This is a genomic window from Halocatena halophila, assembly GCA_027563145.1.
GTDB lineage: Archaea > Halobacteriota > Halobacteria > Halobacteriales > Haloarculaceae > Halocatena > Halocatena halophila.
On the sequence record CP071306.1, the window covers coordinates 571,115 to 585,065 of the forward strand.

The 13,951-nt window shown below is 56.5% G+C and carries 13 protein-coding genes; 9 read left to right on the plus strand and 4 right to left on the minus strand.

Features of this window, described 5'->3' with window-relative positions; all coding sequences use genetic code 11:
* Nucleotides 1-35 precede the first annotated feature (35 nt).
* From JXQ78_RS02915 to JXQ78_RS02935, 5 genes are all read left to right on the plus strand, one after another.
* Complete coding sequence (locus JXQ78_RS02915; RefSeq protein ID WP_330631980.1) at nucleotides 36-1,280, plus strand: aminotransferase class V-fold PLP-dependent enzyme; 1,245 nt, start codon at nucleotides 36-38, stop codon at nucleotides 1,278-1,280.
* Nucleotides 1,281-1,360: 80 nt separating this feature from the next.
* On the plus strand, nucleotides 1,361-2,674 hold the full coding sequence (locus tag JXQ78_RS02920) for a substrate-binding domain-containing protein (RefSeq protein ID WP_330631981.1): 1,314 nt from the start codon (nucleotides 1,361-1,363) through the stop codon (nucleotides 2,672-2,674).
* Between the two features lie 128 nt (nucleotides 2,675-2,802).
* On the plus strand, nucleotides 2,803-3,780 hold the full coding sequence (locus JXQ78_RS02925) for a carbohydrate ABC transporter permease (protein ID WP_330631982.1): 978 nt from the start codon (nucleotides 2,803-2,805) through the stop codon (nucleotides 3,778-3,780).
* On the plus strand, nucleotides 3,780-4,661 hold the full coding sequence (locus JXQ78_RS02930; protein WP_330631983.1) for a carbohydrate ABC transporter permease: 882 nt from the start codon (nucleotides 3,780-3,782) through the stop codon (nucleotides 4,659-4,661). Before JXQ78_RS02925 ends, JXQ78_RS02930 begins: the two co-directional genes overlap by 1 nt.
* Before the next feature lie 65 nt (nucleotides 4,662-4,726).
* On the plus strand, nucleotides 4,727-5,848 hold the full coding sequence (locus JXQ78_RS02935) for an ABC transporter ATP-binding protein (RefSeq protein ID WP_330631984.1): 1,122 nt from the start codon (nucleotides 4,727-4,729) through the stop codon (nucleotides 5,846-5,848).
* Nucleotides 5,849-5,852: 4 nt separating this feature from the next.
* Here JXQ78_RS02935 and JXQ78_RS02940 read toward each other — a convergent pair whose 3' ends face one another.
* Entirely contained in the window at nucleotides 5,853-6,929 is a 1,077-nt protein-coding gene (locus tag JXQ78_RS02940) for a glucose 1-dehydrogenase (protein ID WP_330631985.1), read from the minus strand.
* 512 nt (nucleotides 6,930-7,441) lie between these two features.
* On the opposite strand from JXQ78_RS02940, the gene JXQ78_RS02945 reads away from it, so the two are divergent.
* Together JXQ78_RS02945 and JXQ78_RS02950 are read left to right on the plus strand one after the other, a co-directional pair.
* On the plus strand, nucleotides 7,442-8,155 hold the full coding sequence (locus JXQ78_RS02945) for a PIG-L deacetylase family protein (protein WP_330631986.1): 714 nt from the start codon (nucleotides 7,442-7,444) through the stop codon (nucleotides 8,153-8,155).
* Nucleotides 8,156-8,212: 57 nt separating this feature from the next.
* On the plus strand, nucleotides 8,213-8,593 hold the full coding sequence (locus JXQ78_RS02950; RefSeq protein ID WP_330631987.1) for a RidA family protein: 381 nt from the start codon (nucleotides 8,213-8,215) through the stop codon (nucleotides 8,591-8,593).
* 308 nt (nucleotides 8,594-8,901) lie between these two features.
* Here the strand turns inward: JXQ78_RS02950 and JXQ78_RS02955 are convergent, their stop codons facing one another.
* Together JXQ78_RS02955 and JXQ78_RS02960 are read right to left on the minus strand one after the other, a co-directional pair.
* Nucleotides 8,902-10,446, minus strand: coding sequence for an alkaline phosphatase family protein (locus JXQ78_RS02955; protein WP_330631988.1), 1,545 nt, complete (start codon nucleotides 10,444-10,446; stop codon nucleotides 8,902-8,904).
* A gap of 39 nt (nucleotides 10,447-10,485) precedes the next feature.
* The gene (locus tag JXQ78_RS02960) at nucleotides 10,486-11,511 is read right to left on the minus strand and encodes a lysylphosphatidylglycerol synthase transmembrane domain-containing protein (RefSeq protein WP_330631989.1); all 1,026 of its coding nucleotides are present in this window, start codon (nucleotides 11,509-11,511) and stop codon (nucleotides 10,486-10,488) included.
* A 102-nt stretch (nucleotides 11,512-11,613) separates the two neighbouring features.
* On the opposite strand from JXQ78_RS02960, the gene JXQ78_RS02965 reads away from it, so the two are divergent.
* Together JXQ78_RS02965 and JXQ78_RS02970 are read left to right on the plus strand one after the other, a co-directional pair.
* The gene (locus tag JXQ78_RS02965) at nucleotides 11,614-12,765 is read left to right on the plus strand and encodes a sulfatase-like hydrolase/transferase (protein ID WP_330631990.1); all 1,152 of its coding nucleotides are present in this window, start codon (nucleotides 11,614-11,616) and stop codon (nucleotides 12,763-12,765) included.
* A gap of 154 nt (nucleotides 12,766-12,919) precedes the next feature.
* Complete coding sequence (locus JXQ78_RS02970) at nucleotides 12,920-13,072, plus strand: hypothetical protein (protein ID WP_330631991.1); 153 nt, start codon at nucleotides 12,920-12,922, stop codon at nucleotides 13,070-13,072.
* 13 nt (nucleotides 13,073-13,085) lie between these two features.
* Here JXQ78_RS02970 and JXQ78_RS02975 read toward each other — a convergent pair whose 3' ends face one another.
* Nucleotides 13,086-13,904: a polysaccharide deacetylase family protein gene (locus JXQ78_RS02975; RefSeq protein ID WP_330631992.1), complete on the minus strand. Its 819-nt coding sequence runs from the start codon at nucleotides 13,902-13,904 to the stop codon at nucleotides 13,086-13,088.
* Between the last annotated feature and the right edge of the window lie 47 nt (nucleotides 13,905-13,951).

The window sequence follows — 13,951 nt, forward strand, 5'->3', positions numbered from 1 at the left end:
CTGAAAAACTAATAAATGATTGTCGAGGACCAAACGTGAATTCACAGGACTCAATCTATCGAACGTACAACGTGTCGCCCGTGATCAACGCCGCTGGAACGAAAACACGGATCGGCGGGAGTCGTATCCGTCCGGAAGCCATCGATGCGATGGAGCGTGCAGCCGAGTCGTTCGTCGTGCTCTCGGAGCTACAATCCGCTGCGAGCGAGCGCATCAGTGAGCTTACCGGCGCTCAGGCCGGCTATGTGACTGCTGGTGCGAGTGCTGGACTGTTGTTATCTGCGGCCGCTGCAATTGCCGGCGACGATTTCGAGGTGATGGCGGAGCTGCCAGCCACCAAAGGCGTTGCCGACGAGATCATCATGCCACGCACCCACCGGACGGCGTACGATCACGCATTCACGGCAGCCGGTGCAACGATCGTGGACGTTGGAACGAACGACGTCGAGCTCGGAACTGGTGCTGCAACCGTCGAACCGTGGGAGCTCCGCGGTGCAATAACCGAACAGACGGCAGCAATCGGGTACGTCGAAAAATCCTACACCCAACCCCCACTGGCGGTCGTCACCGAGATTGCCCACGAACACGACATCCCGGTAATCGTCGATGCGGCTGCGGAAATTCCACCGGTAGAAAACTTCGAGCGATTTATCGACGCCGGTGCGGATCTGGTGGTGTTCAGTGGCGGGAAAGCGATCCGTGGCCCACAGACCACAGGAATCGTCGCCGGACGATCGGATCTGATCGAGTCGATTGCGCTCCAGAATCTCGATATGCATATCGCGCGTGAAATCTGGGATGCCCCAGCGATCATCGACTCCGTCGCGCTCGAGGATGGTGTGCCACGCCATGGGATTGGCCGCTCGGCAAAGGTCGGAAAAGAAGAGCTCGCCGGGCTGCTCGCCGCGCTCGAGAGCTTCGTGACCGAAGACCAGGACGCCGTGTACGAAACGTGGATGGCTCGGTCGACGTATTTCGACCAGCAGCTGGGTGGGCTCGAGGGAATTGAAACGGCAATCGACACCTCTGGAGAATCTCGTGCACCGGTGGTCGAGATGTCGCTCGATCCAGCAGTCATCGGTCAGAACGCAACAGAAATTGCCGCAGATCTTCGAAGCCAGGATCCTCGGCTCTTCGTAGGCAGTGATCGACTCACCGAAGATATGATCGTTCTCAACCCGATGTGTCTTACCGACGAAGAGGTCGAATACGTCCTCGAACGGCTCCTGGAAGCGATCACGCCCCAGTCCACGAGTAGTTTCGAGCCGTTTACGGAATAACTGATTGTACGTTTGTGTCAGTTATATAGTGGTTCTATATGGAAAGTCATATATAGTGTGTATTCTAACCGAAGCTGTACATGTTCGATGATGATTCATCGCAGCCGTCTCGCCGTGCATTTCTGAAGACGGCCGGTGTCACGACAGCCACGATGGCGCTCGCTGGCTGTTCGAACGTTCTGGGCCCGTCACAATCGACCGATTCGAAGTCCGTGACCATCAAAACCCGACACTATGGCACGGGTGAGATGGAAGAATATCTCGAAAAACACACCAAGCAGTTCGAAAAAGACGAGGGTATTACGGTCGAATACGAAATCATCGGCTGGGGAGATGGTCCTGACGCACAGAAACAGGATATGCGAACGCAGTCCGGGCCGGATGTCGACGAGATCCCATCGTCGTTCATTCCTGGGTATTCGGCACTGGATGGATTCCAGGACCTCAATCAGGTCAAAGTCGACATCAACACTGACGCCTTTTTCGACAATCCACTCGGCATCGGTAAATACAATGATAAATTCATCGGCATTCCGTGGTTCTGGGGCCCACGTGCGCACATCAGCTACATGCCCGAGCTCGAGAAAGCTGGCATCGATGCGCCGCCAAAAAGCTGGGACGAACTCGTCTCGAAGGGCAACGCCTACAACAAGGAAAACTCCGATAAGCATCTGTTTGGCATTCCAACACAGTCGAACGTCAGCCAGTTCTTCGCTGATTTCGTCTGGCAGAACGGCGGGGCGCTCCTCAACGACGATAACTCGAAAGCGACGTTCGACTCGTCCGAAGCAGTTGACGCGCTGAACTTCTATAAGGACCTCCAGTCCACCCACTCGGTGATGCCCAAAGACACCGCCGAATGGGACGGTGAACAGCGCGATAGCCGCTTTTTGAACCACAAGATCCAGTCAACGTGGGCCTCGCTCGCAACGGTCGATAACTTCACGAGCAAGGAGTCGATCTCGAAAGAGGACATCAAGATCACGAAACCACCAGCCGGGCCAAACGGCGACTCGGCGATCTTCTATGGGCTCGAACTCGTCGGCATTCACCCGTGGACCGACCATCCAGAAGAAGCCGCAAAGTGGCTGAACTACCTGGCCAAGCCGTCCGTGAACGCAGAAGTCGCACAGACGACCGGCTTTTTGCCGGCCGTCGAGAAATCGTTCGAACAGGATTCGTTCGACGACCCCGTCTGGCAGGGCTTTTACGACATCACGGAGATCGGCAAGACGTTCCCACAGGTCGAAAACTGGGGGAAAGTCGAGGACATCATGAACGGTGCCATCAAGGGCGTCCTTCAGGATGCAGCGACCGGCAAGTGGAGCGACGGCGACACCAAAAAAGCGCTCAAAGACGCGGCCAAGCAGGCCAACAGCGAACTCGGCAACTAACGGCTCTCTCTCGAATCACCCTTCGGTCCATCCTTTTGGCTGCATACACGGGCGTAGCGTGGCATATTCTCCACCCACGTGTGAGAAAAACCGACAGTAAAATACGTACGGAATTGAAACGAGCCAGTATGTCGGCTTCGATAGAGCAATTCACACAGTCCCTTCGAGAACGGATGACCGTTCCATCACTGGGACTCGACGACGACTCCCGGTTTGCCTACTGGCTACTGTTGCCATCGATCGCGATGATGGCACTGATCCACTTCATCCCGATGGTGTGGGGATTCGTGATCAGCTTCATGGAGGTCAACGACAGCACATTCATAGACTGGATGAGTGCCCCAATCTCCCCGCTCAAACAGTATGGTGCGATCTTCCAGCCTGATACCGCAGTGGGTGCCGAGTTCTGGAGCTCACTGGTTGAGACGTTTCTGTTCGCCTTTGGCACGACAATCGGCGTCTACGTGCTGGGGCTCACCACTGCCCTGTTGTTGAACAAATCCTTCCGTGGGAAGTTCACCGCACGAACGCTCGTGTTGATTCCGTATTTCGCACCGGCAGTTGCGACGATCTACATCTGGCGGATGATGTTCACGGCAGACACGGGCGTAGTCAATGAGCTACTCGTCTGGCTTGGTGTGATCAATTCAACCGATGAGGTTTTCTGGCTTATCGGGAACAACGCACTCATCTCGATGATTGTAGTCAACATCTGGAAGAACTTCCCGTTCGCAGCGATCATGCTGTACGCAGGCCTGCAGTCAATTCCCGAACAGCTGTATGAAGCGGCCTCGATCGACGGAGCGAGCCGTTGGGCGACGTTCCGATACGTAACCCTCCCACAGCTCAAGCCGGTTACCGCCGTAATCATCCTGCTCATGATCGTCTGGTCGTTCATCAACTTCACCATCCCGTATCTGTTACTCGATAAAAACCCGGAGAATGGAGAGGTTCTCATGCTGTTCATCTACAACTTCGCGTTCCAGAACGGTGATTACTCGCTAGGAGCCGCCCTCTCGATCATTCTGCTCGTGATCTCAATGGTCATCTCCTATGGCTACTACCGAGCAACGATGCAGTCGTCCGTGCAAGGAGGTGCGGTCTAATGGGCGGCTTCCCGTCGGAGTTCGAACTGTCCACGGACGCCAGAGATCACCTTATCGATGCGTTCCAGAAGTTTGTGCTTGGGCTCATACTCACGTTCACGCTCTTTCCGATCTTCATGATGATTGCGACCAGTCTGAAATCGGAATCAGAGCTCTACCGGGACGGGCTTCATCTTCTTCCTTCGACGCTCAACGTCCAGAATTACGTTGACATGTGGGCCCGATTCGATCTGGTTGGGTTTTTCCTCAACAGTCTCATCATTGCTGGGACGACCACAGTTATCTGTTTGACCGTTGGAAGCCTTGCAGCGTACGCCTTTTCGCGGTATGAGTTCCCGGGCAAGGGACTGTTTGGACTGACGATACTCTCGACGCAGATGATCCCTGGCGTCCTGATTTTGATCCCGATCTTCATCCTGTATATCACCGTCCAGCGAGAGTTCGGGGTTCCAATGATCAATACGTATCACGGCATCATCTTCATCTACTCGACGTTCACCGTTCCGTTCGCAATTTGGATGCTGCGGGGCTACTTCGACACGATACCGGCTGCGCTTGAGGATGCCGCCCGGATCGACGGCTGTACGCGCTTACAAGCGCTCTATCGGATCGTCCTTCCGCTTGCCATGCCGGGAATCGCAGCCACTGGCATGTTCGTGTTCATTATCGCATTCAACGAGGTGCTGTTCGCCTCAGCGTTCGCAAACGATGGCGTCACCCCGTTTGCCATCGGCATTCAGAAGTTCCAGACCAGCACGGGGACACACTGGACGGAGATGATGGCTGCTGCCACCGTCTCGTCTGTGCCACTGTTGTTGATCTTCGGTCTCTTCCAGAAACAGATCGTCTCGGGGCTCACCGCCGGTAGCGTGAAGCAATAACCTTCAGGCGAGCCAGAGATATAGACCAACTATTATATACGGGTGTTGCCAATAGACAAGCAGAAATGGGAACTGTTGAACTGCAGCAGCTGCGAAAGCGATTTGGATCTGGGGACGACGCGGTCGTCGCCGTCGATGACCTCTCGCTCGAGCTCGAAGACGGGGAGTTTCTGGTGCTTGTTGGGCCATCGGGCTGTGGGAAATCGACAACGCTGCGAATGATCGCCGGACTCGAGAGCGCAACCGACGGAGATATCCGAATCGGTGAGGAGTCAGTCACGGACTTCGAACCCCGCGACAGGGACATTGCCATGGTGTTTCAGAACTACGCGCTCTACCCACACATGACGGCGCGTGAGAACATGGCGTTCGGGCTGAAAATGAACTCCTCGCTGGACGAAGCGACGATCGACGACCGGGTCACCGACGTGGCACAGACGCTATCGATCGAGCCGTTGCTCGACGATACACCCAGTGAGCTCTCCGGTGGCCAACAACAGCGTGTCGCGCTCGGTCGGGCGATCGTCCGCGAACCCGCGGTGTTTCTGATGGATGAGCCGTTATCGAATCTCGACGCCAAGCTTCGCTCGCAGATGCGAACCGAACTCCAGGCACTGCAAGAGACGCTCGACACCACCACCATCTACGTCACCCACGACCAGACCGAAGCGATGACGATGGGTGATCGAATCGCGATTCTGAACGAGGGCGAACTCCAGCAGGTCGGAACACCACTCGAGTGTTACAACACACCCGCCAACCAGTTCGTAGCCGGATTCATCGGCTCGCCTTCGATGAACTTTCTGGATGTTACTCACGACGCCGGGACGCTCACACACGAGGCGTTCACCTACGAACTCTCCGAGGCAACCACAGAGCTACTCGAAGACCAGACGGACTACGTCATGGGGATTCGACCAGAGGATCTCGATCTTACACCCGACGGGGCGATCGATGCGGACGCAGAGGTGGTTGAGCCGCTTGGTGATCTCTCGCACGTCCACGCCCGGGTTGGAGAGACGCTCGTGACGGCGACCGTACCAGCAGGCACACAGCTCCCAGCTGGCGAATCACTGACGCTCTCAGTTCCCGAATCTCGACTTCACATTTTCGATCACTCAAGCGGCGAGGCAGTCAAAAACTCCGACGGTCCAACGCAGGAACAACCCCTGATTGCTGCGGAGTAACGCCTCAGCGCTCTCCGAATTCGATAACTGTTTTGATTCGATCGTCTCCGCCTGCAAACGCCTCCTCGATTGCTGTCGGTTCGAATACGTCCGTGATGAGCGCTTCGGGCAACCAGTCCGGATATGCCTGCAGTGTCTTGATTGCGCGCTCGTACTGGGCCACGTTGGAGTTGACACTCCCAAGAATCGCTTTATTCTGTAACACCAGTTCACTGTGAAGGGAGCCTCCGTCGATCTCAAACGACCAATCGTCAGGAAGCCCGAGCAACGCGGCCACACCGTTTGGCGCGAGCGCGTAAACCGATTCGAATGCGTGTTTTGCAAAGCCGGTTGCTTCATACACGAAATCAACGGGTGGATGTGTGTCGGCGAACTCCCCAACCGGCGTTTCCCGCGAATCGACGTACGTACTCCCCAGTCGCTCGATGATCTCGATCGTCGGATCCGGTCGGTCTCGACGACCCAGACAGTACGTTCGCTCGAAGCCATTGTCGTGTAACATCGCGAGCGTCAGCAGACCGAGCGGTCCGTTGCCGAGCACGAACGCGCTGTCGGGCTGCCACTCGAACGCAGAGCGACTCGCCCGTGCGTGTTCGAGTGCTTTTTCGGCGTTGCTGATCGGTTCGACGAGAAAACCATGCGCAGCGAGCTCATCGGGAATCCGAACGAGAAACTCCGGACGACTGGTGAAATACTCGGCCATATATCCATGAGCCCCAACGATCCCGCGCTCTACGTACTCGTCTGCCGGTGCCATGTCCGGTTCTCCCCGATCGAACCACACTGGGGGCTGCTCGTATCGTCCGTTCGGTGGCCGACGAACCGTTGGGACGACGAGATCGCCAGCAGAAAATGACGTTCCATTCGATTCTTCGACGACCGCTATGGCCTCGTGGCCGAGGATCTGGTAGTCACCGTCTGCCGGAAATCCGCCGTGTGAGCCATTGAGGACCTCAAAATCGGTGCCATCAATCCCGACGCGAAGCGTTCGCAACAGCAGTTCTTCAGGCCCCGGCTCTGGGGTCTCAAGGTCTCTCAGTGTTGGCGTCGTTGCGCCACGCTCAACGACGATCGCCTTCATCGGCGACCACCACGACAGTCGGTGATTACAGATCCGATGCTATCGGCAGCGTTGCTCGGAGCACCCATGGGAACTCGTTCTGGTGGGGAAGGTATGAATCTACCGACACGATTTCGATTCGCCAGAAAGACGCCTTGTTCGCGCTGAAATCACGCGATCCACCGCGTTCGAACAGTCCGAATTCACGGGGAAATCATCAATCAGCAGATCGAGTGTTCACCGCTCGTGGACACTCCCACGGATAGCCACCCATTCATGTTCCATCGACGACACGACCCGTCTGAAACAGTTACAGTACTGGTATATGATACAAATTAGGAGAAAGGCTGGTGGCTGATGACAATCAGAGGTCGCTGGTGATCTCCCGAGGTGGCTGGTGGACACTTATCCGACCTGAAGATCCTGATCTGAGCGCTGTTTCGTTGCCATAAACAATGAATTTGCAACTATCAGAACGTGGTAGTGAAACTGATCAAAAGGTATTTGTGTACAGTGTGCTGTTAGGAAGCTGTATGCATTTGTTAGCCATCGTGGCCCACCCGGACGACGCCGACATTTTTTGTGGTGGGACGTTAGCGAAGCACGCAGACCGCGGTGACACCGTTACGATCGCCCATATGACACGCGGAGAGTTCGGTGGGTTCGGTGAAACCACCGAGTCGGAGGTGGCAACCACACGCGAGAACGAAGCACAGAAAGCGGGGGCTGAGCTCAACGCAGATGAAGTTGCGTTTCTGGGATTTGCGGACGGTCGGATTACACACACCTACGAAAACCGGGTACGGATCGTGAATGCCATTCGCCAGTACGACCCAGACCTGATTCTTACACATTTCCGCGACGACTTGCACCCAGACCACAAGGCTACAGCACGGCTGGTGACAGACGCATACTACATGGCGTCGATCGAGCTGTTCGAAAGCGAATACGAACCGTGTGATCCGGAGAACGTGCTGTTTTTCGGCAAGCCAACTTCTTCGTTCGAGCCCTCGCTGTTCGTGGATATCTCCGAGTACACCGACCAGAAGCGGCGTGCTATCGAACAGCACGAATCGCAGATCGAGTTTCTCACAGAGCATGGGGGCATCGATTCGGAGTTCGACAATCTGCTCGATGGAATTGCCGCAGAGGACACCGTCCGTGGCAAACGTGTGGGCGTAGGGGCGGCCGAAGGATTTGCTACACTTCACGAAACTGCCCAGGAGTATCTGACTGTAGATCGGTAGCGTTTTGAAAGCACAGTGTCGTTGCAGAACTGCTGTACTGACAGCGCCATCCAATCCATGGAAGAAATATCGACTGACGACGCACCAGCAAGCATTGGGCCGTTCTCACAGGGAATCATCGACGGCGAGACGATTTACGTCTCCGGACAGGGACCCGTTGATCCAGAAACCGGTGATATCGTCGGCGATACCCCCGCCGAACAGACACGACGGACGCTCGAAAACGTCGAAGCCGTACTCGAAGCTGCCGGAAGTACTCTCGATGATGTCGTAAAGGCAACCGTGTTCGTTAAAGACATGCGCTACTATGATGCGGTTAACGAAGTGTACGGCGAGCACATGTCGGAGCCGTATCCGGCACGGAGCGCGGTTGAAGTGGTTAAGCTCCCCGTCGATATCGATGTGGAAATCGAAGTGATCGCATCGCTCGCCGAATGATCGATCGAAAATCTCCCGTCCCAAAGGAACGGGGAAACATAAATAACGGAATTTTAAGTATAACAGCATTTCTTCTCTGAATCCCATATTGCCGTGTTTTTGCTCAATAATTACCCAGGTATAAAGTAGTATCCAGGATTTTAATTTATTTTTGTAAAATTTCACACGTTCGGAGGTAGTTCTGAGATAGTGATTCAACTATTTCTGTCCAAAACGGAAAGGAAGTGTAATTCTAAAGGCAACTATTTATAGAGCATCGGAATGGAACTAGTACGGAACAGAAATGAACTGCGATCCAGAGCGTACAGTTAGCTCATATATCCCAGCTGCTCGAGCCTGTCTGTCACCTTCTCCGACTGGCCGGGATCATATCTATCATCGAGCGCAAGCGGTTCTCGTTGGTCGAATTCCGGCTGATTCACCAGCACATCAAGAACCTCTCCACGCATATCGGACGGAACGTCGCACTCGAACGTCGCGAGCAGCGTCGGTGCCACGTCGAGAATGCTGATCCGATCGATTTCGCCACGGTCGTCGAAATCCGGTCCAGCGGCCACGAATATCCCATTGGGCGTGTTTTCGGCTGCCCACCGATCCGGTCCGGTCTGAACGTTTCCGCCACCCATACCATCGTTGACGTGGACGCCCGGTCGCTGATCAACGACGACCTGTGGTCCCTCATCAGTGAAGGGGCCAGAGTACACCGCACTCCCGCGAACGACGCGCGTGAACAGTGGTCCGTCCGAATCACGTACCGACTCGAGATCAGCAATTAGCTCCTCGGCGACGGCATCGACATCGAACGCGGGATTAATGTAGATCGGTCCTTGCGAGCTTGCGACTGCCTTCGTGCGGTCGAGATCGATGGCGTCGAGTTTCCTGGCCCGTTTGATTCCCGCGCTCTGCGGGACGAGTTGCTGGATCCGTTCTGGGACGATTGCCGCGAGCGGATCGACGAGCCCGGCACGTTTTGCAAGCGCAAGGACGTTTTCTCTGTTGATGCCCAGGGGTCGCAGGAAATCTTCGACGGTTTGGGTGCGTTGTTGGTAACCGTGTTCGGCGAGCCACTCGTTGATGTAAAACTCGGTAGTAGTCGGGGCGCTGCCGTGATCGGAGACGATCACCAGATTCACGTCATCGAGGGCTTTGAGTCGACCAATCCACTCATCGACGAGTGTCCATGCTCGCTTGCTGGGTTCCTCGTCCCAGAAAAAGTGATGGAGGACATTCAGATAGAACAGGGTGACGTGAACGAGATCGAGCTCTTTGCGTTCGAACAGGTCGAGAGCGACGGCAAACCGCTGTTCGAGCACGTCGAGGATCGCCTCAACCTCTTCGCCTCGTTCTTCGTTCGATGAGATCAGCGGGTCGGGATGGACCTCGTACTCGTGCTCGCGTTCGAGCGTCGTGGCCAGTGCTTCGGGATGCGTGTAGCCAGAATCGATCGATCGATACTCGCCCTCAACGGTTCCCGGACCGCCACAGACGAGTGGTCCATCGATCTCCCGTGGCGGATACATCGTTGGCATGTTGACGACGCCCGTCGTATACCCCTCATCGTTCAAATAATCCCACAGCTCTGCCGTTCGGTAATCGCGACTGTCGATCGTACTGATTTCGCCGGCCTCAAGGTCGACACGCTCGAACCAGTAGACGCCAAATCCACCGGGATCCTTTCCTGAAGAATAACACTTCCAGTTCGGAAACGTAACCGGCGGAAGACAGCTGTTGTGGCCGGCCCAGACGCCTTCCTCGCGAAGGGCCCGAAGATTGGGAAGCTCTCCCGACGCGATCCAGGGCTCAAGCAGCCGCCAGCTCGCACCGTCGAGACCCACGACAAACGTTCGGCTCATATTCACATCCACCCGATTGCTGGTGAAAGCTTTTGTTTTTCACTGCGACGTGTCGCTCAGGATCGCGGACAGATTGAGACGACTGAGCGGTATCCATCCCGCCAGCGAGGGTAGATACACGCCGAGGAAGCGATCGGCGACGATCACCGGCGCAATCACTCCCTGGGGGACGCCAAGCGCAACGAAGACCAGCGTTGCCGACGCTTCTGCGACGCCGATTCCCCCTGGTGTCAATGGTAGCAACGTCACGCTGTAGGCTGTCACAAGGACGACAGAGAGTGCCACTGGCGAAAACGGCTCGCCGAAAACGGACAACAACAGCCACACCCTGAGTGCTGGAAACACCATTCGAGAGCCGACCCAGCCGCCAACATACCGTGCGATGACTCCGGGCTCACCGAGCAACGATCTGAACGTCTCAGTGACCCCGTTGCTAAACGCCGGAATCTGTTCGGACAGTCGCTTGAGGACACGATCGATCGGTCCAATACGACTTGCAACGGAAAAAATTGGAGCACAGAGTGCAACCAGCGCGTCAAACCGCCAGCCTGCAAGCAATGATCCCACGCCTACAAGAAGATACAACCCAATCGACCCCGCGAGGACGACGAGCAGGCCGGGAGAAAACGCATCCAGAAACCAGACTAATCCAGCCAGTGCGATGAATCCGTTACAGACGGCATACAACGCGGTATGAACGCCCGTAATCGAGGTTACTGTGCCCCAGTCGTGACCCGTAAAATGACGCAGCACGACCGGGGCGGCAGATCGACCTGACAGCCGTGAGGGAAGCAGCTGGTTGATGTAGTTCGTGATCAGAGTCGTCCGAATTGCCGTCGAAAAGGGCGTCGGCTCGATGGCGTTGCAAAGGACGCTCCACATGGAAAACCGACAGAACGTTTCGCCGATCGAGACAACCACAAGAAGCACGACGATCGTTGGGTCCAGTCCGGCCAGCAGCTGCCGGACGTGCTCCCAGTCGGCACTCGAGAGTAGCCACCCGAGCGTGGCCAGTCCAATCCCATACTGGAGGGCTTTGCCGAGCTGGTGCCGGCTGATTTCCATTGGTCGTGTGAACGATCAGATGCGCAAGGATACCTGCGTTGTGGTTTCGGACGCCCGACGGATCGCAAGGGGTATCATTTTCGGGCCGAGCACTCATACATAATGAACGACATCGTCCTCGTGACGGCCGACTCCGTTCGGTACGACCACGTCGATTCGATGGAGTTCGTCTCCTCGTTCGATCCCACCGTCGCCGTTACGGGTGCACACTACACCCGACCGAGTTTGAGCGCACTCCACAGTTCGAGTCTGCTGTCAGCGATCGAGTCACGCGTTGTCGGGACGACGATCGCCAGAGAGCTCTCTGGAGCCGGCTACACCACGATCGGGCTTGCACCCACGCCACAGACGGATCCTGCGTTCGGCTTCGACACCGGCTTCGACACGTTCGAAACGTTCAGCGACGGCGGGGGAGACAATCCCCTGAAAAACAGAAACAGTCGCCTCCGGGAATTCCTCGGCGGGTTTGACTCCGTTCGGCGACTCTATCGTCGGCTCGTCCCGATGGAGGCGGTGCTTGATGGGATCCCCTCCGACGAAGAAGTGATCGACATGGCGATCAAGCGGTTCAACGAAGCTGCTTCCCCACGATTTCTCTGGGTGCATCTGATGGAAAGCCACCGCCCCTACGGCACAGGCGACAACGCACTGGATAAAGAGCTAGACCGGCGCGCCGGTGCGGCCGGCAACGACGGCTTCCTTCGGTCGGTCTCGGTCTCCGAATCGGAGATACAGACAATCAAAGCAACGTATCGGGATGCGCTTGGCCGCGTTGACACCCAGATCGAGCGATTGCTATCCGAGATCGATGGCGATCCATCGTTCGTGTTCACCGCCGATCACGGCGACGAGTTCGGCGAAGAGGGGTATTTCTACCACCAGGGATTCCGTCGGCGGGTGGCCGACACACTCATCGAGGTTCCGGTGGTCACGGATGGGTTCGACCTCGATCGACCGGTGCGAACGAGCCTGCTCGACGTTGGTCCAACGATTCTCGAACACGCAGACTGTGCGGTTCCAGACTCATTCCACGGCCGGTCGATCGCTGAAGGAGGCTCTGAGACGCTCATCACGATTGCTCCGTGGCACGAGGAGGCGACGCTATCGGTCCAGGACGAGACGAAAAAAATCGTGGCAGAAGACGCGTCCGTTTCGCTCGGCAGCGAGCACGGTGAATCGACCGCAGAGCGAGCGGACGTTCCCGACGAGATCGAACAGCGGCTACGAAATCTTGGGTACACCGACGCCGGGTGAACTACCTCACTCTACCGCTCGCCTGACGGCTCGCGCTTGAGGGCGTTTCCGGTTGATCGCCAAGAGCTTAGCTCTTATCAGCTCGCCAGAAGCCTGCAGCTTCTGGCTACCCGTCAGATATGATCTGGCGACCGCACTCCAGTCCCGATCGGCAGTGAACCCACACGATGGACAGGAGCAGGCCCCACAGCTGTGTATCGGTTTTTACACCACAGACAACGCACTCCCTGGTAGTGTTCCGTGGATCAACGGGGATGAAATGCGTTCGTTCCTGCTCGCCGCTTCGTCGCTCGCTGAGGAAGCTTAGCGCTTCAATTAAGCTAATCATCGAGTAGCGAATGCATCGAGACGAACGAAAACCGCGATTCGAGGAGTCGTGTCACCGCACGGCGCATCCACGAACCAGTGCGAACGTACACCCGACGAGGAACGCCTTCTACGGCAGGGAGATCGACCAGTTCCCAGGGATGGACATACAACACTGGCGTGATTCCACGGCGAGCCAACAGTCGCATGCCATAGAGGGTGTAGCGCACGCCAAAAAATCGTATCCACGTGCCGGTCAGTGGCAGGGAAAGCCCAGGCATCACTGCAATCGGGAGTTCGGTAATCGATGATGGTGCTCCCTCTGTGAACACCGATGCCGGTCCGGGACGGACACGCCGATGGCTACCGCCGTACCAGCCGGGAATCGACCGACACGGTGCAATACTCGAGTCGTAGGTGTACCCGGCACGATCGAGCGTCCGAAAGTGGCCGTCACCGATCGCAAACGACGGTGCCCTGAATCCAATAACGTCGGTGCCAGCCACTGCTGAGAGTGTTTCACGTGCGCGTTCTACCTCCCTGTGGTGGTCGTCGGACGACAGTTCGTCGAGATGTGCGTGTGTTTGTGTATGAGAGCCGACCTCATGGCCAGCACTGACGATCCGCTCGATGAGCCCTGGGTGGGTTTTTGCGATCTCACCGACGACGAACACCGTGCTCGTCACGTCCCCAGATTCAAATGCATCTAGCAAAAACGACATTCCCTCGGTGCCGACCGCTGAGCTGTCCACGGATCCCCGCGCTCCCCGATAGGCAGGAGTGTGCTGAAACCACTCACAATCGACCGACAGCACCGCAGTCGCCTGACTCATTCGTTGGGGTGGTGTCAGACCTCCGGACCGATGAAGCTGTCTGTTGG

Bases quoted from the DNA above. Each gene is read 5' to 3' on its own strand.
- JXQ78_RS02920 (WP_330631981.1), top strand. From the start codon at position 1,361: ATGTTCGATGATGATTCATCGCAGCCGTCTCGCCGTGCATTTCTGAAG.
- JXQ78_RS02925 (WP_330631982.1), top strand. From the start codon at position 2,803: ATGTCGGCTTCGATAGAGCAATTCACACAGTCCCTTCGAGAACGGATG.
- JXQ78_RS02930 (WP_330631983.1), top strand. From the start codon at position 3,780: ATGGGCGGCTTCCCGTCGGAGTTCGAACTGTCCACGGACGCCAGAGAT.
- JXQ78_RS02935 (WP_330631984.1), top strand. From the start codon at position 4,727: ATGGGAACTGTTGAACTGCAGCAGCTGCGAAAGCGATTTGGATCTGGG.
- JXQ78_RS02940 (WP_330631985.1), bottom strand. From the start codon at position 6,929: ATGAAGGCGATCGTCGTTGAGCGTGGCGCAACGACGCCAACACTGAGA.
- JXQ78_RS02945 (WP_330631986.1), top strand. From the start codon at position 7,442: ATGCATTTGTTAGCCATCGTGGCCCACCCGGACGACGCCGACATTTTT.
- JXQ78_RS02950 (WP_330631987.1), top strand. From the start codon at position 8,213: ATGGAAGAAATATCGACTGACGACGCACCAGCAAGCATTGGGCCGTTC.
- JXQ78_RS02955 (WP_330631988.1), bottom strand. From the start codon at position 10,446: ATGAGCCGAACGTTTGTCGTGGGTCTCGACGGTGCGAGCTGGCGGCTG.
- JXQ78_RS02960 (WP_330631989.1), bottom strand. From the start codon at position 11,511: ATGGAAATCAGCCGGCACCAGCTCGGCAAAGCCCTCCAGTATGGGATT.
- JXQ78_RS02965 (WP_330631990.1), top strand. From the start codon at position 11,614: ATGAACGACATCGTCCTCGTGACGGCCGACTCCGTTCGGTACGACCAC.
- JXQ78_RS02975 (WP_330631992.1), bottom strand. From the start codon at position 13,904: ATGAGTCAGGCGACTGCGGTGCTGTCGGTCGATTGTGAGTGGTTTCAG.